Source organism: Mesorhizobium sp. M1406 (genome assembly GCF_040317555.1).
Lineage (GTDB): Bacteria > Pseudomonadota > Alphaproteobacteria > Rhizobiales > Rhizobiaceae > Mesorhizobium.
This window is the reverse complement of sequence record NZ_JAMYKW010000066.1, coordinates 1-26,101: the sequence shown is the minus strand read 5'-3', so window position 1 is coordinate 26,101 and position 26,101 is coordinate 1. Positions and strand designations below refer to the sequence as shown.

The 26,101-nt window shown below is 60.2% G+C and carries 23 protein-coding genes, 1 tRNA gene, 1 pseudogene and 1 riboswitch; of the genes and pseudogenes, 5 read left to right on the top strand and 20 right to left on the bottom strand.

Features of this window, described 5'->3' with window-relative positions:
- Positions 1 to 133: 133 nt before the first annotated feature.
- The 8 genes from NKH03_RS29835 to NKH03_RS29800 form a co-directional block, all read right to left on the bottom strand.
- On the bottom strand, positions 134 to 742 hold the full coding sequence (locus NKH03_RS29835) for an ATP-dependent DNA ligase (RefSeq protein ID WP_502913080.1): 609 nt from the start codon (positions 740 to 742) through the stop codon (positions 134 to 136).
- A 232-nt stretch (positions 743 to 974) separates the two neighbouring features.
- Complete coding sequence (locus tag NKH03_RS29830) at positions 975 to 1,313, bottom strand: slr1659 superfamily regulator (RefSeq protein ID WP_352972459.1); 339 nt, start codon at positions 1,311 to 1,313, stop codon at positions 975 to 977.
- 18 nt (positions 1,314 to 1,331) lie between these two features.
- Positions 1,332 to 1,892 (bottom strand): slr1658 superfamily regulator, encoded by a 561-nt coding sequence (locus tag NKH03_RS29825; RefSeq protein ID WP_352972456.1) that lies wholly within the window; start codon positions 1,890 to 1,892, stop codon positions 1,332 to 1,334.
- Positions 1,893 to 1,894: 2 nt separating this feature from the next.
- Entirely contained in the window at positions 1,895 to 4,261 is a 2,367-nt protein-coding gene (locus NKH03_RS29820; RefSeq protein WP_352972454.1) for a SpoIIE family protein phosphatase, read from the bottom strand.
- Positions 4,258 to 5,436, bottom strand: a complete 1,179-nt coding sequence (locus NKH03_RS29815; protein ID WP_352869576.1) for a methyltransferase domain-containing protein — start codon at positions 5,434 to 5,436, stop codon at positions 4,258 to 4,260. The genes NKH03_RS29820 and NKH03_RS29815 overlap by 4 nt, the downstream gene beginning before the upstream one ends.
- Positions 5,433 to 5,957: a ubiquinone biosynthesis methyltransferase UbiE gene (locus NKH03_RS29810; RefSeq protein WP_502913081.1), complete on the bottom strand. Its 525-nt coding sequence runs from the start codon at positions 5,955 to 5,957 to the stop codon at positions 5,433 to 5,435. Before NKH03_RS29810 ends, NKH03_RS29815 begins: the two co-directional genes overlap by 4 nt.
- A 173-nt stretch (positions 5,958 to 6,130) precedes the next feature.
- Entirely contained in the window at positions 6,131 to 7,873 is a 1,743-nt protein-coding gene (locus tag NKH03_RS29805; RefSeq protein ID WP_502913569.1) for a putative bifunctional diguanylate cyclase/phosphodiesterase, read from the bottom strand.
- A 307-nt stretch (positions 7,874 to 8,180) separates the two neighbouring features.
- On the bottom strand, positions 8,181 to 9,323 hold the full coding sequence (locus NKH03_RS29800; protein ID WP_502913568.1) for a helix-turn-helix domain-containing protein: 1,143 nt from the start codon (positions 9,321 to 9,323) through the stop codon (positions 8,181 to 8,183).
- A 232-nt stretch (positions 9,324 to 9,555) separates the two neighbouring features.
- On the opposite strand from NKH03_RS29800, the gene NKH03_RS29795 reads away from it, so the two are divergent.
- A complete protein-coding gene (locus tag NKH03_RS29795) occupies positions 9,556 to 9,858 on the top strand; it encodes a hypothetical protein (RefSeq protein WP_352972449.1) in 303 nt (100 codons plus the stop codon).
- A gap of 52 nt (positions 9,859 to 9,910) precedes the next feature.
- On the opposite strand, the gene NKH03_RS29790 is transcribed toward NKH03_RS29795, so the two are convergent.
- The 10 genes and pseudogenes from NKH03_RS29790 to fdnG all read right to left on the bottom strand — a co-directional run bounded on the left by NKH03_RS29790 (position 9,911) and on the right by fdnG (position 20,905).
- Positions 9,911 to 10,204, bottom strand: a complete 294-nt coding sequence (locus tag NKH03_RS29790; protein ID WP_352972448.1) for a hypothetical protein — start codon at positions 10,202 to 10,204, stop codon at positions 9,911 to 9,913.
- 204 nt (positions 10,205 to 10,408) lie between these two features.
- Positions 10,409 to 10,864 carry a hypothetical protein gene (locus tag NKH03_RS29785; RefSeq protein WP_352972445.1) on the bottom strand — a complete coding sequence of 152 codons (456 nt, stop codon included), beginning with the start codon at positions 10,862 to 10,864 and terminating at the stop codon, positions 10,409 to 10,411.
- 15 nt (positions 10,865 to 10,879) lie between these two features.
- Positions 10,880 to 10,975 (bottom strand) — tRNA-Sec (locus NKH03_RS29780).
- 123 nt (positions 10,976 to 11,098) lie between these two features.
- A pseudogene (gene selB, locus NKH03_RS29775) lies at positions 11,099 to 12,934 on the bottom strand (selenocysteine-specific translation elongation factor); the annotation flags it as partial.
- Positions 12,931 to 13,719 (bottom strand): tetratricopeptide repeat protein, encoded by a 789-nt coding sequence (locus tag NKH03_RS29770; protein WP_352972443.1) that lies wholly within the window; start codon positions 13,717 to 13,719, stop codon positions 12,931 to 12,933. The gene NKH03_RS29770 and the pseudogene selB, both read right to left, overlap by 4 nt.
- Positions 13,706 to 15,127, bottom strand: a complete 1,422-nt coding sequence (gene selA / locus NKH03_RS29765; protein ID WP_352972441.1) for an L-seryl-tRNA(Sec) selenium transferase — start codon at positions 15,125 to 15,127, stop codon at positions 13,706 to 13,708. The genes NKH03_RS29770 and selA overlap by 14 nt, the downstream gene beginning before the upstream one ends.
- Positions 15,128 to 15,134: 7 nt before the next feature.
- Positions 15,135 to 16,055: a formate dehydrogenase accessory protein FdhE gene (fdhE, locus tag NKH03_RS29760; RefSeq protein WP_352972439.1), complete on the bottom strand. Its 921-nt coding sequence runs from the start codon at positions 16,053 to 16,055 to the stop codon at positions 15,135 to 15,137.
- A 115-nt stretch (positions 16,056 to 16,170) separates the two neighbouring features.
- Positions 16,171 to 16,869, bottom strand: coding sequence for a formate dehydrogenase subunit gamma (locus NKH03_RS29755; protein ID WP_352972438.1), 699 nt, complete (start codon positions 16,867 to 16,869; stop codon positions 16,171 to 16,173).
- Complete coding sequence (gene fdxH, locus NKH03_RS29750) at positions 16,856 to 17,806, bottom strand: formate dehydrogenase subunit beta (protein WP_352972435.1); 951 nt, start codon at positions 17,804 to 17,806, stop codon at positions 16,856 to 16,858. The genes NKH03_RS29755 and fdxH overlap by 14 nt, the downstream gene beginning before the upstream one ends.
- A gap of 12 nt (positions 17,807 to 17,818) precedes the next feature.
- Positions 17,819 to 20,905: a formate dehydrogenase-N subunit alpha gene (gene fdnG / locus NKH03_RS29745; RefSeq protein WP_352972432.1), complete on the bottom strand. Its 3,087-nt coding sequence runs from the start codon at positions 20,903 to 20,905 to the stop codon at positions 17,819 to 17,821.
- 475 nt (positions 20,906 to 21,380) lie between these two features.
- Between fdnG and selD the strand changes: the two genes are divergently transcribed.
- Positions 21,381 to 22,457, top strand: a complete 1,077-nt coding sequence (selD, locus tag NKH03_RS29740) for a selenide, water dikinase SelD (protein WP_352972430.1) — start codon at positions 21,381 to 21,383, stop codon at positions 22,455 to 22,457.
- 960 nt (positions 22,458 to 23,417) lie between these two features.
- Complete coding sequence (locus NKH03_RS29735; RefSeq protein ID WP_352972428.1) at positions 23,418 to 23,729, top strand: hypothetical protein; 312 nt, start codon at positions 23,418 to 23,420, stop codon at positions 23,727 to 23,729.
- Positions 23,730 to 23,887: 158 nt separating this feature from the next.
- Here NKH03_RS29735 and NKH03_RS35105 read toward each other — a convergent pair whose 3' ends face one another.
- Together NKH03_RS35105 and NKH03_RS29725 are read right to left on the bottom strand one after the other, a co-directional pair.
- Positions 23,888 to 23,986: a hypothetical protein gene (locus NKH03_RS35105; RefSeq protein ID WP_502911035.1), complete on the bottom strand. Its 99-nt coding sequence runs from the start codon at positions 23,984 to 23,986 to the stop codon at positions 23,888 to 23,890.
- A 544-nt stretch (positions 23,987 to 24,530) separates the two neighbouring features.
- Positions 24,531 to 25,175 carry a hypothetical protein gene (locus NKH03_RS29725; RefSeq protein WP_352972426.1) on the bottom strand — a complete coding sequence of 215 codons (645 nt, stop codon included), beginning with the start codon at positions 25,173 to 25,175 and terminating at the stop codon, positions 24,531 to 24,533.
- Positions 25,176 to 25,363: 188 nt separating this feature from the next.
- On the opposite strand from NKH03_RS29725, the gene NKH03_RS29720 reads away from it, so the two are divergent.
- Complete coding sequence (locus NKH03_RS29720; RefSeq protein ID WP_352972424.1) at positions 25,364 to 25,579, top strand: hypothetical protein; 216 nt, start codon at positions 25,364 to 25,366, stop codon at positions 25,577 to 25,579.
- 128 nt (positions 25,580 to 25,707) lie between these two features.
- Positions 25,708 to 25,824, top strand: a riboswitch (TPP riboswitch).
- 103 nt (positions 25,825 to 25,927) lie between these two features.
- Positions 25,928 to 26,101 (top strand): hypothetical protein (locus tag NKH03_RS29715; RefSeq protein ID WP_352972461.1); only part of this gene is annotated, 174 nt, incomplete at its 3' end.

Sequence of the window (26,101 nt, the reverse complement as noted above, 5' to 3'; positions counted from 1 at the left end):
ATCCCCATAGCGCCGAAACCGAGCCTCCATCCCGCGGGTTCTTTCCCTGGAGGCTTTCGGACGCCGGCCCGTCGCCAAGCCAACACGTTGTTGGCCGGCATCCGTAACCCTACACAGAAGCGGTCGTCGAAGCTCAGAAATCGGGTCCCTCGAAATATTTGGCCTTCAGCCATGTATTCGACGGTCCGCTCCTGTAGCGGCTGTCGGCGCGCTTCGAGATAATGCTTTCGAGCCCCACCTTTTCGATGGCACGAAAAATCGCTAGCGCACTGCCCTCGAAATGCTCGCTGTACTGGATCTTGCCGAGGCCGTGCTCAACCAGTTGCCACAGCGCCTGCTTGCGCTTCAGCAGGGGCAAGGAGCCTAGATTGCGACCGTCGAGATGGAGGATGTCGAACGCTACGAACACCAGCCGGCTCGGTTCGTTCCAGATCGCGGCTTCCAGCGAAGGGCAATCGGGAGCGCCCTGCTCGCCTGGCACAATGACCTCGCCGTCGATAATGGCAGCCCGGCATGGCAACTCGACAGCCAGCGCGATGGGCCAGTATTTCGTGGTCCAGTCACGGCCGTTCTTGCTGTAAAGACGCACACCTCCTTTATCGATGATGATCTGCGTTCGGTAGCCGTCAAGATTGACCTCGTGAAGCCATCCCTCATCTTCGGGCGGCTCCTTGACCCGAGTCGGGATCTGCGGCGGAATGAACTCCAGCCGGCCGCCGTTCACCTTGGCACGCTTACTCAATGACCCCACCTTTGATCGCGCAGCGGCGGCTGTTCGGCACAGGCAGCCCGACATCCCCCCAACCTGGACGCCTGCCGCCTGTGCCGAGGCCCCGCCGAGCCATTGCGAGCATCTGCGCACCAAGCCGGATTGTCGTTAGCTTCGCATCCACATACTTGTCCTGGCGTACATATCTCGCTCGTTGCGGCGGTCTTGCACCACGCAGTCTTTTGGCTAATTTCGAGCGACCTGATTAGTCCATCAAAAGCACCACAGCAGGATGCAGCTTCTTCAGATTCGGCAATGATTTTGATTGCCAGGGTATGTCGGGCGTTCCACGCACGACGAGTCGGACATCGGGATGCTTGCGCACCTCGATGGTAAATTTCGCCAGCAGGTTGATGCCGGAAGAGTTGAGAAAGTGAAGGTCCTTCAGATTGAGCGTAATGGAAGCGGGATTCGAGGCAAGCACGCTGGTCGCCAACGCCATGATAGGCGCACCGGCGTCGGAACTGGCAAGCCGCATTGCACCGTCGAAAAAAATTTCGCTTCCTTCAGTCCATACGCGGTAGTCGTCTGTCTTGATTTCCATAGCCTAGCTTCGTTTCATTTAGTTGTGAATTTGCGAGATCGGAATGGAGGCATATGTCTCCACATAAATCCGATCGCTTTCGTCGGTGGCGCTGAATATCCAAGCCAGGCGCGCGCCGTAGTCGCTCATCAACGTCAGTAATCCAAGTCCGGAGCCTCCTACGTCGGGGTTCGCGGCATTGGCTTCAATTCGCTGTATCAGCAGGTCCATGGGGTCGCCAACCGTGATGTCCGCCAGGAGACTTTGGAACTCGGACGCATCTTCACCATCGACGTCATTCGACACCTTGAGCTTGAAGCATTCCGAATCCATCGACGCCTCAATCAAGATCTCACCCGGTGCGCGAAACTTGACGGCATTTTCGATGAGTTCGTTGACCAGATATCCAATGCTGTGCCGCACTTCCACGTAGTCATTGCGGGACGACCGGAAGCGCAACGCGAAAAGATCGGCGATGAAGTCCGAGGTCGTGGCACAATGACGCCAACTCAAGTCGAGAGGTCCGTCGAACAGCCGCACGCGACTGACGCTCTCCTTCATCCCGATTGCAACGTCAGGGGTCCCGAACAGCGTTGTCATGGCTATGTGTGCCTTATGATCACGAGGGTGATGTCGTCGTGGATCTTCTGGATCCCGATATGGGCCATCAGATCGTCGATGATGCCGGTCTTGATGTCCTCGGCGCTGCTGCCGTGACGCTTTTGTGCGCTCTCACAGAGGCGCTCGAATCCGAACAATTTTCTGTCTTGGTCTTCCGCCTCGGTCACTCCGTCCGTGTGCAGCACGATCACGTCGCCGCTCCCGAACACGATGTCGCGCGTGGCAATGAACTTCGAGATGTCATTCTCCAGGCCAACCGGCAGACCCAGATCCATCGTGTCGATACGTTCGACGTCCCCGTCCGCACGCACGACGAGAACGTCCTCATGCTGGCCGGATAGCGTGACCCGCTCATCCTCGAAGTCAAGGAAGGCCAGCGAGAGATGCTTGCCGGTGTTCGTTCGCTCGATGTTTTTGTAGATCGCTCTGTTCAGCCGATCCAGAAACTGGTGCGGATCCCGCTCGTTGGTCTCCTGCAGCGCGCGTGCAACGGATTGGACCATGAGCATCAGCACGCCGCTCTCAAGACCATGACCGGTCACGTCGCCGATGCCGATTTTGACCCGTGACCCGTTCTGCAGGACGTCATAATAGTCACCGCCGACCTCGTCGGCCGGCCGCATGTAGGCCGCGATCTCCAGCCCCGGAATCGCTTCGAGTTCGAATTGTTTCGGCAGGACCATCATCTGTATCTGCCTGGCGACCGCGAGTTCGGCGCCAAGACGGACGTTCTCGTCCTGCAGCTTTTCGTTAAGTGCGGAAATCTCCTGATTGGCGTCCCCGAGTTCCCTAGTTCGTTCGTCGACGAGTTGCTCGAGGTTTTCCGTGTGAAAGCTGATCTGCTCGGCCATTCGGTTGAAAGCGATTCCCGCCGCTCCAACCTCGTCGCGCGTTGGAATGCTCACGCGGACCGAATAATCTTTGGACTGGAGCCGCTGGGCGGCGCTGGCGAGCGCCCTGAGACCCGCGGTGATCCGCTTCGAAATTCCGAGCACGGCGGCAAAAACTATCAGAAGCGAAACGACGATCGCGGCGACCTGAAAAAGCAGGATACGGTTGGTTGCGCGGGAAATACTCTCCTGCGCGGCAAACAGGGACGCATAGATCTCCCGTTCGGGAACGACGATCCCGACCGACATCGTTTCGGACTTGATCGGTCCCGAACTCCACAGATTGGTTGGCTTCAGTCTTTTGAGGACAACAATGTAGGGTACGCGTTCGCCCTTGTCGTCGAGCATGATATGCTGAATGACACCGTCATTGTTCAGGTCGAGAGGCAGCGACGCGATAGCCGGCTGCGTGCTTCCCCGCAGGGACCTCTCCAGGCCAGTGACGCCCTGGCTGCCCGCATCGCTCGATGACGTCAGGCCGATGATTGCTTGGCCCGACGGATTGATCGCCACCACGTTGCCAGTCGACATCGTGAGAAAGCCGAATCCGGTTTCAGCGATCTTCACGCGTTCGACGACTTCCGCGAGTTGGTCGAGAGTGATGTCTGCTCCCGCCGTACCGGCGATACCGGTGTGATCGCGCGTCCACAGCGGACGGAAAAAGCTGACGATCAGCTTTCCCGTGATTGCATCGGTGTAGGGCGCTGTCTGGGTAATGTCGTCGGGGACGGGACGAGAGGCTGCATCCCTAGCCCATTGCTGCCATGAACCGTAGATACCCGGAAAGAAGAACTCCCAGAATTCCGCCTTGTTGTGGCCCGGATAGAGCTTGTCGAATGTCTGTGCCTGGTCCGTATACGGCACGGTCCTGAATATCGGCCGTTCTTTTGGACCAATATAATACATCTGCAGTTTGGACGATCCGCTGGCCATGAGCGCCGGCGCAACGAGGTCCAGGACGGTGCTGTCTTCTATTTCCTGCTGAACGCTTGGCAGCGGACTGTGGTCGGCGCCCAGCAGGTAGCCCCAGACGCTAACCACGGAAGGCGCGCCCGGCAGGTTCTGTGCCCAATCGCCCCGCGCGTCATAGACGACCTTTACCGAGCCGGGAGCCTGCTGCGAAAGGGTGGCTCCGACCTGTTGCTGCCTGCTTGGATCGTCGATCTGGGCCTGCAGCACGCCGGCCAGCGCCTTGACGTCCCCATGAACTCGATCGAGCAGCAGGTCGACGCTCAGCGCTGTCGATTCGGCATAGGAACGAATGTATTCCTGGTTTGCGGTCGTCAGGCCCTCACCGACTTCCGATGTGGCATCGCGCGACAGCTTTTGAACGTTCCAAAGCGCCAGGCCACCGCTCAAAAGGAGGTCGAACAGCACGGCGCCGCCAACGACCAATACGAATTTCGCTCGAAAGGAGCGCAGGCCGAAGCGCGGCGTACCCTCATCCTCGGCTTTCATTGCGGCCGTCGCCCCGATGCGACCCAGATCGGCCAACCCGCATAACCCTTGGGGTGGAGCGCAGCGAAAATGTGGTCCTCGAAGCCCTGCCGAAACCGCGCGACGAACTCCGGTCCATCACCGCGTCTGGTCGCCATCTCGCCCGCATAGACATCCGCCCAGGCTGCGATGACATCGGCGAAGTCCTGCGGATCGCCGTCCAGATTAGTGACCATGAAGGTCTCCACAAGGATGTCTTCGAATCCGGCTTCCACCAGGTATCGCCGACTCTTGGGCCCAAGCTCGACGTCCATCTCGAAATGCCCGAACAGCTTCGCCACCTCGTCGTAGGTCCAGCGAATGCTTTCGGCGCGCGGCTCGCCGAGGCAATGCGAATTCTTTTCGTTGGTGATATAGACCCGACCGCCTGGCTTGCATATGCGGTAGAGCTCCTTGAGGATGAGTTCAGGGCGATTGAAGATTTGCAGGGAATGTCGGCAGGTGACCAAGTCGAACTGAGCTTCGTCGAGCAGCATCTCCGACGCATCGCCATACGTATATTCGATGCCCCGGATGTCGAACTCCCGCATCACTCGTCGAGCATAGTTCAGGCTTGATCTGGAGTGGTCGAGGGCGACGATCCGCGATGGCTGGAACTCCTTCTGCGCGAGCACAGCGAAATCGCCGATCCCGCAACAGATGTCGGCCATGACGATCCCGGGCCTCATCCCGTGTCGCGGCAAGATCGCGCGCTCGTGGCGCCATGTCATCTTTGTCTGAGTACGCAGGATCGGTACGAACCCGCCTTCCTCTAGAAAGCCCTGGCCCGGATAGAATTCGGTGTCATACTCCTCGACGGTGATGTTCGGTTCAATTCCGCTCAGGCGACCGAATTTTCGCGAGGTCCATCCGACGACGCTCGACGTGATGACGACGAATTTTAGATCGGGTCGAGCGCGACAAGCGTCGATGATGATCCTCGAAAAGGCGTGAAACGCGGCGTTGTTCATCTGCGTCAGGCGCCTGACATTGACGTAGAGAACGCCGCGCACACGGCCGATCGCATCGCGAAGCAATGCTATGCTGGGTCCAAGCTCATCGATCGCCTGAGGCCGCACCACGCCAGATATGGAGAACTCCTGGTTGTTCGCGTCGTATTGCGCCTTAAAGCGCGGGAGAAGGTCGTAGGGGCTCAATTTTGCAAGCCCTCGAGCGGAAGATCCACGACAAGCTTGATTGCATCGCCATCGGCCTCCTCGATCCAGAGTGTCGCGTTGTAGTCGACAGCCAGTTCCAGGAGCATGACCTCACGGCTCGGCGCGAGATCCCCAGACACTGAATTGAGGTATCGCTCTCTGGCCTCTATTCCTGCAAGTTGCGACACGGCTTCTTCGTAGAATTGGCGCTCTTCCGGTACGCAAGGAAATGTCAACTCGATCCTATCCGTCGCGCCATGGCGAGACACCCTGCATGCCAGTTCGCCATCGGCATGGCGCGTGCGAAAGGCGACTTCCAGCAATTCGTTGAAGGCGGAGGAAAAGAGATTTGAATGCCGGACCGAGTCGGACCTGTTCTGGCTGATCATCCGGGCCATGTATGTCGAGACATAATCGCAGTGTCTCCAAGCGGAGACAAAAGCTTTGATTTCCATGTCGATCTGGACCATGGGTTCAAAGGTCGGTCCGCCGCCAGCCAGGTCATGATGAACAGGTCCCATCGGCATCCTCACTTGTTCCATCAATATTGAACCCCCGCGGGGTGATGGCCTCCGCGACGAAAAGATTCACCGCCCGTGGTCAGTCAGTCTGGCACCGACCCAAAGAATTGCGCGGTATCCGCCTCGATCGTTCTACAAATCTCCACTTCATCGTTAACAAAGGGTTCAAGGCGCTAGTGCGCCCGATTTGATTCCTGCATCGCTCGTACTACCCTCGGCGGGGACCGCTTGATGAAATCGCTGATCGCCTCGGCTCCGAGCGGCCGTCCTAGGTAATTACCTTGCAGGCAATCGCAATTTTCCTTGATCAGCCAGCGTGCCTGTGCCGATGTTTCGACTCCCTCGGCAGTGACATTTATCCCTAGGCCGTGCGCCAGATTCATGATCGATCGGACGATCGTTTGGCTTTTGAGGTTGGTCTCCAGGTCCGCGATAAAGTACTGATCGATCTTCAAAGTGTCGAAGGGAAAGTTCTTAAGGTAGCTTAACGACGAGTAGTATGTTCCAAAATCGTCGAGCGAAATTCGTATTCCCAGGACGTTCAGGGTATTCAACGTATCGATATTGTCGATCGTCTTCTCAAGCAGGACCGTCTCCGTTATCTCAAGTTCAAGTCTGTCGGCTTCGATTCCAACTGCGTCGATGATCTGGGCGACGATGTCCGTCAGCGAACCGCTAAGGAACTGAGCTGGTGACAGGTTCACCGCGACCGTCAGCGAGGAAGGCCACGTCAACGCCTGGCGACAGGCTTCCTCGAGCACCCAACGCCCAATCTCGTCCATCAGACCGTCGGCTTCGGCGATCGGTATGAACACGCTGGGAGGAATGTTTCCGACCTCAGGGTGCCGCCACCGCAGCAGCGCTTCGAAACCGATCACCGACGAGGGAGGCCGAATGAGCGGCTGATACTCCAGATAAAGCTCGCCCCGCTCCAGCGCGGTTCGAAGGCTGCGTCTCAGATTCTCGCGTTGCTCAAGCAAGAGCAGCATCGAACGGTTGAATGTTCGAGCGCAGCCGCGTCCATCTGTCTTGGCCGCGTAAAGGGCAATGTCAGCGGCTTTCATCAGTTGTTCGCCATCGGTCCCGTGCTCCGGCCCGAAAGCAATTCCGATACTCGAGCCGACGAAGACGGGAATGCCGTTGATGACGAACGGGTTCTTGAATGCGTCGACCAGCGATCCGGCGAGGCGCTCAGCTTCAGCTGGCTGCTCTTTCCCCAATTGGATGACAGCGAACTCATCGCCTGCATACCGGTATGCGGATTCGCCGTCGTGCAGCGCGTCGCGGATACGACCCGCCGCGAGTTGAAGAAGCGTATCGCCTGCTCCATGCCCGAGCGTGTCGTTGACTGCTTTGAAATCGTCAAGGTCGATCTGCAGCAGGGCGGCTTTCGGCTTCAGTTCGCCGAGGGCCGCCAGCGCTTGCTGCAGCTGCTCGCCGAATCGCCGCCGATTCTGCAGTCCGGTCAGCACGTCATGCGTCGCCTGATGGAGCAAAATTACATGCTCTTGCTCGTCCGTCACGCTGCGCCCATCGCGCTCCCTTGATTCAATGATTCCCACACCATTTGCAGCGGCGAAAACAAAAACGGACCGCAGCACTTCGCCCGATGACCGCGGCAAATCGATGCTTGCCGGTGAGCCGCCATGGAACACGCGAAGAAACTCGTCGCGATACCTCGCATCGAGGAAGCTCGGGTAGATCTCCCAAAGGGCGGCACCGGGCGTCACCGCGCTTCCGTACATGCCCCTGAGCTTGGTTGCGTAGTGGGTCAGACAGAAGTCGCGGTCGTAGAACGACAAAAGTTCGGTCGTGTTGGCCAAAAGGTCAGCGAGAAGCGCTTCGCCGGGACGTCGAACATCGCTTGAGGAAGGCCCCTCACTCCCCTTGCCGACGCCTGATGCCTCTGGAGCCAAGAGCCACCTCCATAAGCGGCGCAAATCCACGTCGCCCAGTCCAGAAATAACATAACTATCAAGCTTGGCAAACTTTTAACTCGCGGTCTTAACAAGTGCAGCATACGGCGCAGGTGCAATGCGTGCTCCGCTGTGGTTCTCAGCGATAATAATCAACAGCCACAGTTGGTTAATAAGTCGGGAATTGTTACGAATTGGCTATATGATTGATGTCGTGGTGGACGCAACACGAAATATTCTGGTCCATGATGCGGCGTGGCCTTCCTGTTTTGAGCACGTCCCATCTCAACCATCGCCGAACTTGTGCTCAGCTTCCGAGCGCTTTGAGCCAACCTTCAAAGGAAGACGCCTTCTCGTGTTCAGCAAGCGAAACAGAGTGGGCGGGGCGCGGTAACACCACGGTACCGCGGCCTTCGCGGGGGCTGTAACCGAATTCCTTGCTGAATGCTCGGCTGAAATTAGCCGCTGAACTAAACCCGAAGGCCTCAGCAATGTCGACGATTCGCCGGCTGTCCGCCGGATCGCTAAGCGCAATATGGGCTGCCAGAAGTCGGCGACTTTGTATGTAATGGAGAACACCACCGCTCGGTTCGAACAATTGATAGAGACGAGAGCGCGATACGCCGAGCGCCCGGCACATTGAATCCGGTGCCAGATGGGCCGCATCCAGATTGTTTTGGACGTATCGACGCGCTCGCTCCATCAGCGCGACACTCACCAATTGTTCGGCGGCCGCGGCATGTTCCGCCGGAGGCGCGAGGCAGGCAATGATCATGCTGCGTGTCGCGTGTACGATGCGGGGCAGATCTTCAGCCGTGAGACTGCGCAGTCTTGCTTCTATGCTGTTGACGTAGTCGACAAAGAGGTTGGCAAAGTTGCCGGACATAATTGAATTGTTTTTTGCGTCGAGGGTTGACGCCGTATCAGAGAACAAATCACGCGGCAGATAGAGAAACAGGCTTTCCGAGTCCGTTACCCTCCCGCGAAACGGGTAGCCAAGCGATCTGAACTCCAACTTGCCCGGCTGGTTTTCCGCAACGCGGCGATCGACCTCCGTCCACGACCGGCCTGTACGTGGCAAGACGATGTACCAGTGGTCGATCGAACTGGATCGGAGCTTCGCGGCGGAACGCATGTAGCTATGTGCCGGCGCGCGCTGTTGAACCATCAGCATGCCACCGAGATTCCAGGCTGTGTGGTCGGCGGGAAAACCATCGTCCGGCGATTTGTCATCCGGCAACCTGACCTCGACAAGCGGCGCCATTTGCGCTTGCCAAGCGGCGAATTGATCCCCTGGCGCCAGTTCGAGCGTTGAAAAGGGCAGAGGTTCGAGCGCCGGCGCGAACGATGGAGCGGCCTCATTGCGGGGTTGACCTTCGCGCGACCAACGACGTCGATCACGGTCCCGCGGCTGCCTCGCAGGAGCCTCGTCTTGCCTCTTAGTGTCCATCGCGTGGTGCCATATCCGAATCGGGTATGCCCATGCCCCTCTCAATCATGTGGTGTATTTCGGGCATCTGGCAAGGCTGGCGGAACTCGAGTCGACCGAAACGGTGATCACGCTGGATTACAGCAAGAAATGCATTCCGAGATAAGTTTCTGGATGCGAAGATAACGACACTCTTCGACCTGATGCGTATAGAATCTGGCATCGTGAAATAGTAGTTGAGGATGGTCACCAAATGAACACAAAGCTCAACAGCAAAGATCGTCGCAAGATAATTCTTGAGGGATATGGCAACAATGAGCCGTTGAAAGCTATTGCGGCAAAGATCGGGTGCTCGCTGGCGAGTTTGAAAGTCACCGCCAGCAAACTCGGCTGTACACGAACTGCGAAAGAAGCGGCGGAATTTCGACGCGGATTTCACGTCCCGGAAGACAAGCGGCAAGATTACAACCAGCTTATGATTGCTGGGCAATATAGAGCTCGTGAGTGCGCGCTGATTTTGGGACTCCTAACAGAACAATCATCAGGCAGCAGCTAAACTGATTCCAATACACCTGTGGACGGTATTGTCACTTAATCATTCCATCGTGTCAGCGGTTCATCAGTAAAAAGCCCGCCGCAAGGCACGGGCGACGGGCCCTGAAAGGTTCGCACAGATGCTGCGTCGACGTTTCAATCATTCCTGCCTCAGCCCTCACGATCTGGCTATTTGCGAACGCGTGTTCGATCGGGTCTGCGCGAATGAACATCTCGACCCTTTGGACCCGGACGCCGAAATCCTGGCAGTGATGGTCGTGGCCATTTTTCAAAATGTTCACACCAGCGAGCGCGAACTGCTGGAGGCGGTCAAGTGTCGTCGGCAAAAGGCTGCGGGTACCGGACATTAGTACATGTCGCCTAAAAGTGCGCAGCGGTTTTAGTAAAGCGAGATGGAAGCAATAACCTAAGGCGTCGCATGAATCCGTTCCGCGCCCAAAGCAGCTGCTTGCGGCGGTGACCGAGGCGCCGGTTACCGCATCGTGTCGTCGGCAAAAAAGCGACGTTGCGCTCTCTGCTTTCACATCCGGGTATGCAGAAAAGTCCGGCGGTCAAAAATCGACCAGCGGCGTGTCCACGATCTGGTGCTCGAACAGCAGCCAGAACGGCGATCCCCGGGATTCGGAGTACCAATGCTCAAAAATCGCAAGGGCCTCGCCGATATTGGTGGCGGGTTCGTCCTCGGGCAGTTTCGCGGCCTGGAACAACGCAAGCGCAACGGGACCAAAATGCGTGATCGCTTCCGTGCGCGCCTCGCTGTCCGCATTCCAGCCGAGCCGCAAGCGCAGGACGGCCAAAGCGCTGGCCATGGCGATCTCCTCACTTTCCGCCGAGGCCACGGCGTCCGAGATCGCCTGCATGAGGTTGAGCCGCCTGAAGGCGAAAGCGCGCTCCTGTTCCAAAACCGCGATCTGATTGGCCGCTTGTCGCCTAAAGCTTGCTTCGGTTGTCCTGGCGGTCTCAGCCGTCGTTTTCAGGTCATTCAGAAAGGAAGCCGTCGGGTTCATCTTGGCTCACTGGGATGGCGGAAGAGAGTGGGAGTCGAACCCACCAGAGACCGACTCGCGGCCCCTCCCGGATTTGAAGTCCGGACGCCCCACCGGGGACGATGCTCCTCCAGAAATTTGCGCCATCGGCGGCTCACCCTCGCCTGTCAGGCGGAACAGGTCCAGCCTGCGCCTGTTCAGACGGCGCAAGTCTCCCCGCCGCATCGTCACGCCGTGCCGATCGAGAAATTCGAGGATATGGATGGCGACCTTGCGTCCGCTGCCCACGCGATCGCGAAATTGAGCAGCGGTGAACTCGTCTGTAGGCATCGACGCAGCGAGGTCGCGCGCGATCTCGACGATCTGCGCCAACGCCTCGCGCTGGAAGAAGTGGTCATGAGCGACCTCGTGGACCTTCCCCATGCGGCCAGCAAGCTTCAGAAGCCGCCGGATTTCCGTCTCCGGCGCGGCCAGCGCCTCGGCAATATCCCACACTCTTGGCGGATGGAACCGTTCGGGTCCGCCGATGAGAGGCTGGATTTGCAGCCAGAGAGTTTCATCCTTTGCCGTCAGGTGCGCCTCATGACCGGGCAGCCGCACCCAGGCACCGTCCAAGGCAACTTCTCCAGCGTGCGAAAGGCTCCGCAGAACTGCCGTGAAAGCGGGCGCCGGCAGACGTGGATCAAGCCCAATACGCAGTCTCTCCATTCCCACGCCCGGCAAATCCGGATTGTCGGCATGGAAGGTCTCCAGGGTCGCGGCCAAGTCGCGCTTGAATCGCAACCAGCGCTCCGGCGACAGCACGAGAAGCATTTCTCCCACGGCAAAATGGACAAGCCCGAGTTGATCGATCAGGCCTTCCGTCTCGCAGTCACTAAGCGCCCTGTCGCGAGCGAAAGCCTTCAGGTCGAAATAGTGGGGCGGCGCATCAAGGAGTGCGGCGGCGGCCAGTTCGGGCGCCAATAGCGCATGGGCATCGAGTTGGATCAGCCGTTCCGGCGCGCGGCGTTTGCGGCTGGGCGCCCGCAGATCGAGAAAATATCCGCCGCCGATGGTTCGCTGCGCGGAGGTGTCGCGCACCACGTAAACGTCGCCGGCAGCGGCCGCGATCGGACTGTCCAGCACCAATTGAACATTGGCCGTGCCGCCAGGCCCGATCGGTTCGTCTGCGAGGAGTACGATGCGTGCCCCGACGTCCATCGCGGCATGGTGGAGCCGCACCGGAAACCATTGGCCGATCGGCTTGCGTTCATCCGGCAGAACGCGAAGGCTTGCATCGATCCGGTCCGTCGGCGCGTGAAGCTTCGGATCGACAATCACGTCGCCGCGCCGGATCGCCTCCTTGATAACCCTTTCGCCGGTCAGATTGAGCGCGCAGCGGTCTCCCGCCCGACCACGTTCAGCCGGCCGGTTCTGGGCGTGGATCGATCGAACCCGCGCAAGCAATCCCGAGGGGCTTACGACCACGTTGTCTCCAATACCGAGAGAACCCGAAAGCACGGTGCCCGTCACGACGGTGCCCACGCCGCGCAGCGTGAACGAGCGGTCAACCGCTAATCGAAAACGGCCCGAAACTGCACGCCGGGCAAGACGCGACGCCTCCTCGAACAAGAGATACCTGAGTTCATGGATACCTTCGCCTGTAACGACCGAGACGGGAATCAGGGGGGCCTCGGCAAGCATCGTCCCGGCAACTACTGCGCGGATCTCGCTCGCCACCGCGGTGCGGCGCTCGGGACCGGCCAGATCGCATTTCGTAAGCAGGACGGCGCCGCGCTTGACACCGAGCAGATCGACGATGGCGAGATGCTCCCGGGTTTGCGGCATGACGCCGTCGTCGGCGGCCACCACGAGCAACACGAAGTCGATGCCGCTGGCGCCGGCGAGCATCGTGTGTACGAAACGCTCATGCCCGGGAACATCGACGAAACCGATGCTGTCCCCACCCGGCACCGGCAAATAGGCGAAGCCGAGATCGATGGTCATGCCGCGTGTCTTTTCCTCCTGCAAACGATCGGTGTTTATACCGGTCAGCGCATGCACCAGCGCAGTTTTGCCATGATCGACATGTCCCGCCGTGCCGACGATCATGATGCGGTCTCCGGCAACGGCGCGGCGGCGCGACGCTCGGCCTCGGCGGCATCGCCCGCGCTCAATTCGGCCCGCACCGCAGCCAGATAGCGGCTGGCAAGGGCGCTGCCGCCTGCCTCGGCACGCAGGAGCCAAACCAGCGCCTCGACCGCGTCAGCCGGCACGCCCGTGCCAAGATGGCAGGCGGCGCCGAGCATTGCCTGCCCTTCGGCGTCTCCTCGCATGGCAGCACGGCGCCACCAGCGGACAGCCTCGTCCGGATCGCGCGGCACGCCGAGCGCATTGTGATAAAGCATGCCGATCCGGGTCATCGCGGATGCGATGCCCTGATCGGCCGCGGCAAGCGCCCAGCGTCGCGCCTCGCCGGCATCGGGAGCCATCACTTCCCCCTCCAGCAGCATCCAGCTCAGCATATCCTGCGCGGGTCCGTCGCCAGTTTCCGCTGCGGCCCGATAGAGCTCGGCCGCCCGGCGAAAGTCCTGCTGCACGCCTTCGCCGCGGAAATAGAGCGACGCCAGATTCCTTTGCCCGACAGGATCCCATGCCTCGGCTGCGAGCGTCAGCCAGCGAAGGGCCATATCCACATCACGCTCGACGCCGAGCCCTTCGGCGAAGCAGGCGCCGATATTGTTCTGAGCGCGGGCAACGCCCCGGTGAGCCAGCGGCTCCCATATGGAGAGAGCCACGGCATGATCGCCTCGCCGCGCGGCTGCGAGGGCCTCGGTCATGCGTGCGGCCACAGGCGTCTCGGCTGGGCGGCGCGCGAGGCGGTCAAGCCAGCGCATCGGTTCCTCCCGGATTTAGGCCGGCTAGATTGGCGATGAAGGTCGCCTCGTCTTCCAGGCAGCGGAAATCGAGCACGAGCGCCTGGTTTTCGATGCGCCCGATCACGGGGACGCCCAACCCACGCAGCCCAGCCGCAAGGGCTTCGAGCGCCCGGCCGCTCCCTGAGCGCGGCTTGAGAGCAAGCCCGGCGCTTGGCAAAGTTTCGAGCGGCAGCGCGCCGGATCCGACTTGGCTCCGGCACTCCACCGTGTCGACCGCAAAGGCTTCGCCCACGGCGTCAGCAACCAGGGGAGCAAGGCGCTTTGCCTGCGCTGCAATCTCCCTCACCGAGCGCGAGAGCAGCCTTAGCGTCGGCAGGCGCTCGGCCAGGCGGTCGGGGTCGCGGTAGAGCTTCAACGTCGCCTCGAGCGCGGCCAAACGAAGCTTGTCGACCCGAAGCGCCCGCTTCATCGGGTTGCGGCTGATCGCTGCCAGCAGGTCCCTGCGGCCGACGATGAAACCCGCCTGCGGACCGCCAAGCAGCTTGTCGCCGGAGAATGTGACGAGATCGGCGCCGTCGGCGACCGCCTCGCGCACGGTCGGCTCGCGCCCAAGGCCGTAGCGGGTTAGATCGACCAGCGTGCCCGAACCGAGATCATGGACCATCGGTATCCCATGCTCCTTGGCGATTGAAGCGAGCTCGGGTGCCCGGATCTCAGCCGTGAATCCTTCGACCCGGTAGTTCGATGTGTGCACCTTGAGGATGAGCCCGGTCTCCGGGCCGATCGCCTCGACATAGTCGTTGCGATGCGTGCGGTTGGTGGTGCCGACCTCGACAAGCCTGGCGCCGGCGCGCGTCATGATCTCGGGCATCCGGAAAGAGCCGCCGATCTCGATCAACTCGCCTCGCGAAACGATCGCTTCGCGACCGAGCGCCAGCGTGTTGAGGACGAGAAGGACGGCAGCCGCATTGTTGTTGACGACGGTTGCATCCTCGGCTCCGGTCAGCTCGCAAACGAGCGATCGAAGATGATCGTCCCGTTCGCCGCGCTCGCCTTTCTCGACATCGAATTCGAGAGCCACCGCTTCGAGCATCGCCAGCCGAACAGCCTCGACCGCCTCTTTCGCGAGGAGGGCTCGTCCTAGATTGGTATGCAGCACCGTTCCGGTCAGGTTGAAAACGGGGCGCAGGGAAGAGCGTTCGCCGTCCCTGAGCTGCAAGAGCGCGTCGCCGGCAAGATCATTTGCCTCCGGCACGACGGCTCCGGCATTGCGGGAGGCCATTCGCGCATCGGCGACGGCTCGGCGAATGGCCTCCGCCGCGGCCTGCCGCCCGAAGCGCTCGATTGCGGCCGCCGCCAGCGGGGTCCTCAGCACTTGGTCGACCGACGGAAGATTGCGCAAAGGGTTTGCGGATGAAGCGGTCATCCTATCCTCAATAGCCAACAAGGAACGGATTGAACGATCCGCGGCGATGGCCGCCCTCGCGGACGAGCAGGTCGAGGCCGAGCGTCGCCACGTCGTCGGCGACCGGATCGAGAGCCGGATCCTTGTATTGGTACAGGATCTTTACGTAGCAGCCGCATGCATCGCAGGTCTCGGCCTTGACCGTGCCAGGACCTCCCTCGATTTCCTGATAGCCTATGCCCTTGGTCGAGCCGCACAGCGTACATTTGATGCGGACGTGGTTCCACAATGTTCCACACAGGGCGCAGGCGCAGAACCGCGCCCCGTGTGCGCCGTGCCAACCGACGATGATCGAGGATACGGGCGGCCCACCGCAGGCCGGACAGGCGCCGTCGGCAACCGGAACGAGCTTCGAGCTGTCGAGACATGCCGCGAGGCGGGCGAAGTGAACCTGCAGCGCGGCCGCGACATAGACATGCTCGGCAAGCGCGTTCATTGGGATCGCATCGGTGAGCACATTGCGCACCATGGGATCGACCCCGGACTCATCGATATTCGCCAGCCTGTCCAAGGCGGCTGCGGCCGCCTCGGGTTTTTCGATCGTGGCAGCCACTTCGAACAGGCGGCCGAGCGTCATTCCAAGGGCGGCATCCGAAGTGAATTGGTTGCGATCGAGCGGCGGCATACCGAAGGTTCGTGCGCGCTCGCGCGCCTCCGCGGTCGGCAATTCGCTCTCCGGCAAGCCGTCCTGGATGCGGTGCTGCGCATCCGTCAGTGCAGCGAGGAAGCGGAGATAGGGGCCGAGCTGGTGGTCATCCGCCAACACATTCAATCGCTCGGAGCGGCGAATGAACAAGGTCCGCGGATCAGGCAGGCGCGCAAAGGGTGGGGCCGAGACCTCGCCGATTACAGTCGGGTCAGGGCGTGACGGATCTTGTTGCCTTGGCATTTCAACCTCACGAACCTCACGGGCCACGTGGTCGGCTAGATACTGCTCCAGAGCAATTCCACGAAAAGTGTATAACGGTTTTCCGTCCGGAATTGCGTAAAAACAAAAAACCCGCTCATTCGGCGGGATCCGATCCCGAACGTCCGTCCGACTTGCCTGCGATCAGTTCACGCAGCCATTTGCGATGGTGCCGCCACGCCCAGCCGCCGGTCACCCGTCCGCGCGTCATGGCGGGAATGGTGCCGCGTACCCAGATGGCCGAGTAGAAATGAATAATCCAGACGCCGATGATCGCCACGGCAGCGATCGAATGAACAAGCAGCGCTACCCGCTGCTGGCCGATCGTGGTGTAAGCGGCGAAATATTGTTGCCAGATGACGATGCCGCTCGAAATCAGGATGACGATGAGGATCGACATTGACCAGAAGACGAGCTTCTGGCCGGCGTTGTACTTGCCGACCTCGGGGACGTTGTCCTCGTGATTGGACAATACGTCACGGAAACGGGCGAGCCACGTTCCGTCCTCGGGCCTCCACAAATTGGCCTTCCAGAACCGAAGGAAAAGCCCAAGGAAGCTAAAGAAGAGCAAGACGCCGATCCATGGGTGAATGAAGCGCGTGAACTGGCCGCCGCCAAACAGCCCCGACAGGAAGAACAGGCTCGGGTGAAACATGGCAAGGCCGGTCAAGGCGAGCAGGATCAGGCTGGCCGCCGTGATCCAATGGTTGATCCGCGCGCCCACCGTGTAGCGATCCACGATGACTGGCTTGCCGGGATGTACCTGCTCGTTCGGCTTCACGTCATACGCGGCCATTGTTTTTGCCTTCCGTCAGCTCTTCGGCATGCTCCTCATCCGTCTCGGAGACCCTGTTCGGTCCCATGACCAGATGGTGAAGCAGGCCGACGCCGGCCGCCACGCCGAGAATGGTGAGGCCGGCATATTTGGTCACGCCCTTCCACGCCTCCACCAGCGGACTGATCTTCGGCTCCTTCGGCAGACCCGAATAGAGCTCCGGCTGGTCGGCATGGTGCAGCACATACATCACATGCGTCCCTCCGACGCCGGGCGGATCGTAGAGGCCGGCATTCGAATAGCCGCGCGATTTCAGGTCCTTGATGCGGCCGTCGGCGTGCTGTTTCATCTCGTCTTTCGTGCCGAACACGATCGCCTGGGTCGGGCAGGCCTTGGCGCAGGCTGGTCCCTGGCCGACAGCCACGCGGTCGGAGCAGAGCGTGCATTTGTAGGCCGTGTGATCGACTTTGGAGATGCGCGGAATGTTGAACGGGCAACCCTTGATGCAATAGCCGCAGCCGATGCAGTTCTCATGGACGAAATCGACGATGCCGTTCGAATACTGCACTATGGCGCCCGGCGCCGGACAAGCCTTGAGGCAGCCCGGATCAGCGCAGTGCATACAGCCATCCTTGCGGATCAGCCATTCGAGTTCGTTCGTCTCGGGATTGTCCCATTCGCTGTAGCGCATCAGCGTGAACATATCCGGCGTGAGATCGGCAGGATTCTCATAGACGCCGGCATTGAGGCCGATCTCCGGATGCGTGTCGTTCCACTCGATGCAGGCCGTCTGGCATGCCTTGCAGCCGATGCATTTCGAAACATCGATGAGCTTGGCGACTTCCGTCAATTGCTGCTTGGGCGCGGGAACCGTCGAGGCAGAGCGGCGGATGAGGTCCTTGTCGGAAAAACGCGGTGCGGTGTCCGTCGTCGAAGGATTTGGAAGTGGAGGAAACATGGCTTACTCCTCCTACGCTACCGGCCCGGCGATGGGCTCGATGTTGACAAGGAACGCCTTGTATTCCGGCGTCTCGATGTTGGCGTCGCCGACAAAGGGGGTGAGCATGTTGGGGCCAAAGCCTTTCTTCGCCGCTCCCGTGAAGCCCCAGTGCAGCGGTATTCCGACGATGTGGACGGTCTTGCCATCGCAGGTGAGCGGCCTGATCCGTTTGGTCACCATGGCCTTCGCCACAACGGAACCGCGCTTCGACCAGACGCGCACCCAGCCGCCTTTGATGATGCCTTTCTCGGCCGCAAGCTGTTCCGAAATTTCCACGAAAAACTCCGGCTGCATCACCGCATTGGTGATGACGTGCTTGGTCCAGAAGTGGAAATGCTCGGTCAGTCGGTAGGAGGTCGCCGCGTAGGGAAACTCCTGCGAAGCCGATTCGGCGAACTGGGCCATATCGCCTTCGAACACCCGCGCTGCGGGGTTGCCGCGGACTTTGGGAGCTATCGGGTTCGCGATGGGCGACTCGAATGGCTCGTAGTGCGCCGGGAATGGTCCGTCGCGCATCATGCCCCGGGTAAAGAGGCGCGAGACGCCTTCCGGATTCATGATGAACGGGCCTACTTGATCGGGCTTTGCCGTTGGCAAGATGTCGGGGACATCGTAGCCCGACCATTTCGTGCCGTCCCATTCAATCACCTTGCGGCTTGGATCCCAAGCCTTTCCGCTGAGGTCAGCCGACGCCCTGTTGTAGAGAATGCGGCGGTTGGCGGGCCATGAGAACGCCCATTTGGAATAGGCGCCGGTTTCGTCAGGATCGGTGGTGTCCCGCCTGGCCATGTTGTTGCCGTTTTCGTTGAAGCAGCCGGAATAGATCCAGCAGCCGCAGGAGGTGGAGCCGTCGTCGCGCAGCGCGGCGAAGCCCGGCAAGAGCTTTCCGGCCTCGGCCAGTACCTTTGTCGGATCGGCCGTGTCGGTTACCCTGGCGAGCGCCCTGCCATTGATCTCCTGGGCAAGCTCCTCGGCCTTCGGATCGCCGGGATCGGCATAAGGCCAGTTGAGCTTGACGATCGGATCCGCGAAGGCGCCGCCTTCCTTGGTGTAGAGCTCCTTCAGGCGCAGATAGAGCTGCGCCATGATCCAGGTATCGCGTTTGGCCTCGCCGGGGGGCGTGCCGCCGGCCCAATGCCACTGCAGCCAGCGCCCCGAATTGACCAGCGAGCCGTCGTCCTCGGCGAAGCAGGTGGAGGGAAGCTGGTAGACTTCCGTCTGAATCTGCGACGGATCGACATCGTTGTACGGTCCGTGGTTCTCCCAGAACCGGCCCGTCTCCGTGTCCAACGGATCCATGATGACGAGGTATTTGAGCTTCGAGAGGGACTCGATTACCTTCTTCTTGTTCGGAGCTGCCTGTAGCGGGTTGAAGCCCTGGCAGAAATAGCCGTTCATCTTGCCCTGGTGCATCAGCTCGAAAGCCCGCAGCAGATCGTAGCCCGGCAGGTCGAGCTTCGGCAGGTAGTCATAGGCGAAGCCGTTCTCCGGCGTTGCCGCGTTGCCCCACATCGACTTCTGGAAGCTTACGAAGAACTTCCTGTAGTTCTGCCAGTAGCTCATCTGGTTCGGCCGGAGCGGCTTGAAGCCTCGGGTCGACATGTAGGCTGCCAGATCGACCTCCTTCTCAGTCGGCAGCGTCAGATAACCGGGCAGCAGGTTCGACATCAGCCCGAGGTCGGTCAGCCCCTGGATGTTGGAGTGACCGCGAAGCGCGTTCATGCCGCCGCCGCGTATACCAATATTGCCGAGAACAAGCTGCAGCATCGCCATGGCGCGGATGTTCTGCGAGCCCTTCGAGTGCTGGGTCCAGCCGAGCGCGTACATCGAGGTCATCGCCTTGGTCGGAGACGACGTCTCGGCGACCATCGCGGCCACCTTCAGGAACCGCTCCTTCGGTGTGCCGCAGATGCGCTCGACCATCTCCGGCGTGTAGACCGCGACATGCGCCTTGAGCAGATTCCAGACGCAGCGGGGATTGGCCAATGTCGCGTCGACAACGGCAAAGCCGTCCGTGCCTATGTCATAGTCCCAACTGGACTTGTCATAGTCTCGCTTCGCCTCGTTATAGCCGGAGAAGAGGCCGTCCTGATAGGTGAAGCCCTCCTTGACGACATATGTCGCGTTGGTGAAGGCCTTCAGATAGTCCCATTGCACCTTATCGTTCTGGATGCAGTAGTTGATCAGCCCGAGCAGGAAGGCGATGTCCGTTCCCTGGCGGATCGGCGCGTAAAGATCCGACACCGAAGCCGAGCGCGTAAAGCGCGGGTCGATGACAATGAGCTTGGCGCCGCGGTTGGCCTTCGCCTCTGTGACCCATTTGAAGCCGCAAGGGTGCGCTTCCGCGGCATTGCCGCCCATGATGACGACGAGGTCCGTGTTCTTGATGTCGGTCCAGGAATTGGTCATTGCGCCGCGGCCGAATGTTGGGGCGAGACTCGCCACCGTCGGGCCGTGTCAGACACGTGCCTGGTTGTCGAACACCAGCATGCCCGCGCTGCGGACCACCTTGTAGGTCGCGAACGCGGTTTCATTGGTCGAAGCCGAGGCGGCGAGGAAGCCGGTGGTGATCCACCGGTTGACCGTCACACCGTCATTGTTCGTCGCGACGAAGTTCTTGTCGCGATCGTCCTTCATCAGGCGGGCGATGCGGCCGAGCGCGTCTTCCCAGCTTATCGGCTCGAACTTGTCCGAGCCCGGTCTGCGGATCATCGGATGTTGCAGACGGGTCGGCGACTTGACAAACCCGAGCAGGGCCGACCCTTTGGGGCACAAGGTGCCGCGATTGGTCGGATGATCAGTGTCACCCTCGATATGGGTGATCTCGGCCGGCTCGCCCTTTCTGAGATCGCCCTTCGAATACAAGATTATGCCGCAAGCCACCGAGCAGTATGGACAGGTGTTGCGTGTTTCGGTGGTGTTCGCGAGCTTGAACGGCCGTATAGCCGCCGCGTGTGCGGCCTCGCTATCGCCGAAGCCGAGGGCTCCAAGCGTAGTACCGGCGAGACCCGCGCCTGCTGTTTGCAGGAACGCGCGTCGAGAAAGATCGATGTTCATGGGTTCCTCCCGAAGCCGATGCCCACAAGGCAACTCGAACCAACGGTCAATCCGACTAACTAGTGTCGGACCAAATAAAATCAATGCCAAAGAACGAGGCGCGTACGGTGCAGCAAACGTGCCCCTCCGAACCGCCTTCCTGCAACAGGTTTGTGCCCGCAAATCGGCATTGTCTATTATTGTTGAATATTCTTGTCATCTTTTCGTGACCGCGATTGCGGTTGACGAAAACGAACGCATTACCATAGAGTAAGGCGTGGCGATGAAACAGCTCCCGCGGGTCGGGGCGCCTTCGATCGATACCCGATGACGGCGATGCCTCGCACGCCGGATACGGCCCTTGCCCTTCCCAACTCAACGAAATCCGCTGAGAGCAAGCGTGCTCCAAACGTGCCGTGCGTTGGGCGATCGTATTTTCCATTTCGGTTGACTTTGATCCCTACTAAAGCGTGCCAGCAGAGGAGGCTCGACGACCATGGCAATCGCCCTCTCGCCTGAAATCACCGAAGCGCCCGCTGTGCGCCTGACCAGCCTCGCCCATGGCGGCGGTTGCGGCTGCAAGCTGGCGCCGTCAGTGCTGCAGCAGCTTCTCGCCGATCCGGCGGCTGCCAGTCCCTATCATCAACTTCTCGTCGGCACGGAGACCGGCGACGATGCGGCAGTCTGGCAGCTCGACGGCGCGACTTGCGTCATTGCGACCACCGACTTCTTCATGCCAATGGTAGATGACCCCTACGATTTCGGCCGGATTGCCGCAACCAACGCCCTGTCCGATATCTATGCGATGGGTGGCCGGCCGATCATGGCGTTGGCTATTCTCGGCATGCCTCTCGACAAGATCCCGACGCTCATGGTCCGCGAAATCCTGAAAGGTGGCGAAGCTGTCTGCGCCGACGCCGGAATCCCGGTTGCCGGCGGCCACTCAATCGACTCGCCGGAGCCGATTTACGGCCTCGCAGTCATCGGCACATGCCGACCCGAGGATATCCGACGCAATTCTGACACCAGGCCGGGTGACGCCTTGATCCTGACGAAAGGGCTCGGCGTCGGTATCTATTCCGCCGCCATCAAGAAGCAGGCGCTTTCCGAGAGCGGCTATCGCGAAATGATCGCCTCCACCACCCTTCTCAACCGGATCGGATCGGAGCTGGCGCAGGACGCGAGCGTCCATGCCATCACCGACGTGACCGGATTTGGCTTGCTCGGACATGCCCTCGAGATGGCACGCGGTTCCGGGTGCACGCTGATAATTTGCAGCCACGACGTGCCGCTCTTTTCCGAAGCTGCCTCGCTCGCGGTCGACGGCCATGTTACCGGCGCATCGCGGCGCAACTGGGCGAGCTATGGCGACGCGGTAAGCTTGCCTCCCGGCATGCCCGAGTGGCGACGCCATCTTCTCACGGACCCACAGACTTCGGGCGGCTTGCTGGTTGCTTGCGAGACCGACCGCGCAGCGGCGCTCGTCGAGAGGATCGTCGCGGACGGCTATCCTTCGGCTCGCATCATCGGCCATGCCATGCCCGGCGCGCCGACAATAGTAGTAGAGGCCTGAACGGCCGCTCCGCTTCCCGCCGGTCAAGCCCGGCGGCCACCGCTCTGCCAGTCCCCCTCGCAGCCGAGCTGCTGGGCTGCCGCCTAGTCATTCGCTGCGAACGTCGGCTTCCATCCCGATAGCGCTTCGCCTTGGGGCCCTCGTAGTCGGCGATGCTCGTGAAGCCAACGCTCGATCGAGGTGTAAGGGACTTCAGTCTTAGTTGAGCTATTGCTAATATGCCGATAGCTTAGCAGCGCGGGGACGATCCTGGCGCTCGTAGCTCAAACAGGACAGAGCGGAGGCTTAAATGGGCGATGATAAGCTCTGGCATGGTGCTATTCACGACCATCAAGTCGGATATTTCGCTTCGGAGAACGGCTTGACTACGGACCTGGCTTGGGAGTTGATCCTAAAACACGGCAACAACCGAAAGGCCGTGATTAAAGCCGCGCAGGGTTTAGTCAGGCAACATGGCCGACCAACCCCCTGCTCCCCTGTAGAGCCCCCGCCGCGCTTGGCGAAGAGCGTGGGCCGAGGAAAGCGGTAGCTTGCAACACGTCCTGCGACTTTGGCGCTTTTGAATACGGCCAAGGACAGGATGCGTTTCGGCCCCCGTTCCACCGGATGAACAGCGAGCTTGTTGAGTACTTCAACCGAGGGGCGCTCCCGGGCAGAGGTCGTTCTTCGGCCCAATAGCTCACGATGAGACATCGTCCCACACTGGAAGTGGCTACCCCAAATAGGTGATGCGCATATTCGATACGATGAAAAGTATTGCCGTAGCCGATTGACCCAAGGCTTCACACCGAAGGTGAAGAAGCGGTAAGGCCCGCCTGTCGAGGCAATGGAACATTAGGCGTCACTAATAGTTACCTTGACGGCAGGGGTCACCTACGCCTCCGCAAGCCCGGCGATTCCCTAGGGACGACCCGCTGCTGCCGTAAATCGAGCGACAGCGCTCAAACCGGGAGAAATATCATGCAACGGTTTATGTTCGCATCAGTTGTAATCGCTTTGTCGGCTGGCCTGTCGTTGGCACAAGCCGCCACGCCCGTTCAACATAAACAAGGTATCAGAACGAATTATGGTGCGGCCGGCGGCATGAAGCTTGACCCCACCATAACGGGCGGCACATCGAAACCGAATGCGGTAAAAGATTGTGCCCCCGGCCAGCAGACCGGCAGTGCACAGCCCACTGGTCAGGCGACAGCCGACGCGAAGGGCGCCGCTCCTGGCCAGATGAAAAAGACAGCTGCGGGCTGTGAAACATCCCCGCTGCTTCGCCAATGATACGGATCGAGATATTACGTCCGAAGCGGCTCGAGTGGGTGCCCAGCCGCGCGGTCTGGCTTTAGGTTGCGGCGAGCTTTCCGACGGATTTTCGGCCAATTTGGCGAATCTCCGATCTTTTGGCCAAAGCGGTTTTTCCTGCCAGCTCATCGCGATCATTATTTGTGATCGCTCGGCCATGCGTCGCAGCAATCGCATATCTGAAGAGCTACGAACTCGCCGGCCCTTTCACCGGAACGTTTCCATCCAGCCTCGATCTCCGGCCCATCTTCGCTGCCGGCATGCGCACGAAAGTCGGGCGCGTAAAGCTACGAATCGCGGGCCACTGGCGAGCCGCAGGTCGGTGGGTTCAGGCAATGCTCATTGAAAAATGGGCCGACGACTTTCTGCTTGGCTCAGCGGGTTGTCGCTTTCAATACTACTGGCAAGCGATTTCAGGAGAAGCCGGTGTCGTGCTCCGGCCCACCTTCCCCTCATTTGCCTCCCTGCGGCGGGACACCCAATTCCGCTGGCAAATCTGCCCCAACGCCCCGCAAATGGCGCCGCCACCTTTCCGGGCGCTGTCAGCCGCTCAAGTGTATGGCCCCTTCTGCGAGACAAATGCTCAGCGTGAGTTGGAGATGATCCAGGCGAAGGTCATTGCGTTGACGCAACTCGCGAAAGCGGTTTCGATTTCTTCCACGGGACCAGTCGCCAGGGTCAGCAAACGCGCCATGAGCCACAGAGAGTTGGAGCTTCCTCCCCGTGGGTCGAAGGCTGTGAAGCTGCTCCGTTCAAAAGGTCGGAGCGTTAAGGCGTCAGCTAGAAACGATAACGAAGCCCAACAGTATTCGCGTTGGAGCCCTCTCCCATATTTCCAAACGTACCACCGGCGCCGGATCTGTGGTGGAGTTGATAGACAAGCTCGACGTTGGGAGCTTGCCTTAACCTGAAAGAAAGCTCGGCGCCGATGAAACCAAGGAAAGACGCGTCGCCGTCGTAATAGACCTCGCGCTCGCGTTCGATTTCGGTGGTTCCCGTAACGGCACTCAAACCGGCCGTCAGTGCTGGCGCAATCGCCAGATCGCCGATGACAAGGCCCTGGTGACGAACCCTAACCCCGGCCCAAACTTCCCCTGACGTATCGTCATCCTCGCCAAACCTTACGGCGGCCCCGGTCACACCGCCAAGAACGAAACCAGCGCCAATATCGGCGAAGTCGCGGCCGTAAGCAGCTCCGATTATGTAGTTGTTCGTATAGTCGGCGCCGAAGACGTTGATCGTGTTCCCAAATGATCCGGCCGCAAAAACGCCGCCAAAAAAATAGACGTCGTTCTTCGCCGGTTGACCGACAGCGAAAGGATCTTCGGTAGCAAAATAGATGAAGGGAGAACTGTTGTCGGCGAGAGCGGAAATGATGGGACCGGTCAGGATCAGTGCGGCCAAAGCTGCTTGCACCCCGCGCATTCACAAGCTCCGAATCAATCCCTCAGTTGTCATCTTTCATCCGGCATTTGACGGGAAGAAGCAAGTTCCCTGCTCCACGAATTGGATGGAGTTCTATCCCATTGCTTGACCAAACCTTCTTTCCGAACTGCAGGTCGCTCAGCAAATCGGATTCCCCTTTGCCGGCACTACCTACGGGATCTGGTCGAATGAAAAAGCTCGCATCTTCCGTAGCGTTCGGCCCGCTCCGACGGTCAAGAGAGCTGCGGATCCAGACGACGTTGCGCCGCCCGCTTGCCGACCCCAAGCACGGCGAGGTGATCCGCGAGGATCTGCGCGCTGGTCTCTCCGCTGTTCGGATCTGGATGCAGGAGTTCCTGCGCGAACTCCTCGGCCCAGGCGCTCGGCACGAGGGCAAACCATGAGCACCGACGCCTACCGCCAAATCTTCCCCGACACATTCATCAGCCTTCCCGCACGACTTGATTGGCGACCGATCAAAGCCGCGGGCCAAAAGCGCTTGACAAAATAGCGTCGGCCCGCTCAATTTCGACCCATTCACCAGGGGAGTCCCGGCAAGGGGCTGAGATACTGCTGGCTTTCGCGGCGCAGTGACCCGTTGAACCTGATCCAGTTCATACTGGCGTAGGGACGGTGCAAGCGCTCTGCGGGAGTTCACGCCCGAGGTCCTATTTCGGCAGGTCCACAGAAGCGTCTTTTCATCCTTCCGGCACAGAACTGGGTCTCCAATGCATGAGCAAAGGAGCCTCAAGATGAATGCCCTCACCCCCGCCGTGTCGACAGGGCCGCTGCCTGCCTCACGGAAAATCCACAAGTCTGGCGTCCTCCATCCGCACATCAAGGTGCCGATGCGCGAAATCTCCGTCCATCCGACGGCCGGCGAGCCGCCCGTTACCGTCTACGATCCGTCGGGCCCCTATACCGAT

Excerpts from the sequence above, each read along its gene's own strand:
- NKH03_RS29830 (WP_352972459.1), bottom strand. The coding sequence starts at position 1,313 with ATGGAAATCAAGACAGACGACTACCGCGTATGGACTGAAGGAAGCGAA.
- NKH03_RS29825 (WP_352972456.1), bottom strand. The coding sequence starts at position 1,892 with ATGACAACGCTGTTCGGGACCCCTGACGTTGCAATCGGGATGAAGGAG.
- NKH03_RS29820 (WP_352972454.1), bottom strand. The coding sequence starts at position 4,261 with ATGAAAGCCGAGGATGAGGGTACGCCGCGCTTCGGCCTGCGCTCCTTT.
- NKH03_RS29810 (WP_502913081.1), bottom strand. The coding sequence starts at position 5,957 with ATGGGACCTGTTCATCATGACCTGGCTGGCGGCGGACCGACCTTTGAA.
- NKH03_RS29800 (WP_502913568.1), bottom strand. The coding sequence starts at position 9,323 with ATGGACACTAAGAGGCAAGACGAGGCTCCTGCGAGGCAGCCGCGGGAC.
- NKH03_RS29795 (WP_352972449.1), top strand. The coding sequence starts at position 9,556 with ATGAACACAAAGCTCAACAGCAAAGATCGTCGCAAGATAATTCTTGAG.
- NKH03_RS29790 (WP_352972448.1), bottom strand. The coding sequence starts at position 10,204 with ATGTCCGGTACCCGCAGCCTTTTGCCGACGACACTTGACCGCCTCCAG.
- NKH03_RS29785 (WP_352972445.1), bottom strand. The coding sequence starts at position 10,864 with ATGAACCCGACGGCTTCCTTTCTGAATGACCTGAAAACGACGGCTGAG.
- NKH03_RS29770 (WP_352972443.1), bottom strand. The coding sequence starts at position 13,719 with ATGCGCTGGCTTGACCGCCTCGCGCGCCGCCCAGCCGAGACGCCTGTG.
- selA (WP_352972441.1), bottom strand. The coding sequence starts at position 15,127 with ATGACCGCTTCATCCGCAAACCCTTTGCGCAATCTTCCGTCGGTCGAC.
- fdhE (WP_352972439.1), bottom strand. The coding sequence starts at position 16,055 with ATGCCAAGGCAACAAGATCCGTCACGCCCTGACCCGACTGTAATCGGC.
- NKH03_RS29755 (WP_352972438.1), bottom strand. The coding sequence starts at position 16,869 with ATGGCCGCGTATGACGTGAAGCCGAACGAGCAGGTACATCCCGGCAAG.
- fdxH (WP_352972435.1), bottom strand. The coding sequence starts at position 17,806 with ATGTTTCCTCCACTTCCAAATCCTTCGACGACGGACACCGCACCGCGT.
- selD (WP_352972430.1), top strand. The coding sequence starts at position 21,381 with ATGGCAATCGCCCTCTCGCCTGAAATCACCGAAGCGCCCGCTGTGCGC.
- NKH03_RS29735 (WP_352972428.1), top strand. The coding sequence starts at position 23,418 with ATGCAACGGTTTATGTTCGCATCAGTTGTAATCGCTTTGTCGGCTGGC.
- NKH03_RS29725 (WP_352972426.1), bottom strand. The coding sequence starts at position 25,175 with ATGCGCGGGGTGCAAGCAGCTTTGGCCGCACTGATCCTGACCGGTCCC.
- NKH03_RS29720 (WP_352972424.1), top strand. The coding sequence starts at position 25,364 with ATGAAAAAGCTCGCATCTTCCGTAGCGTTCGGCCCGCTCCGACGGTCA.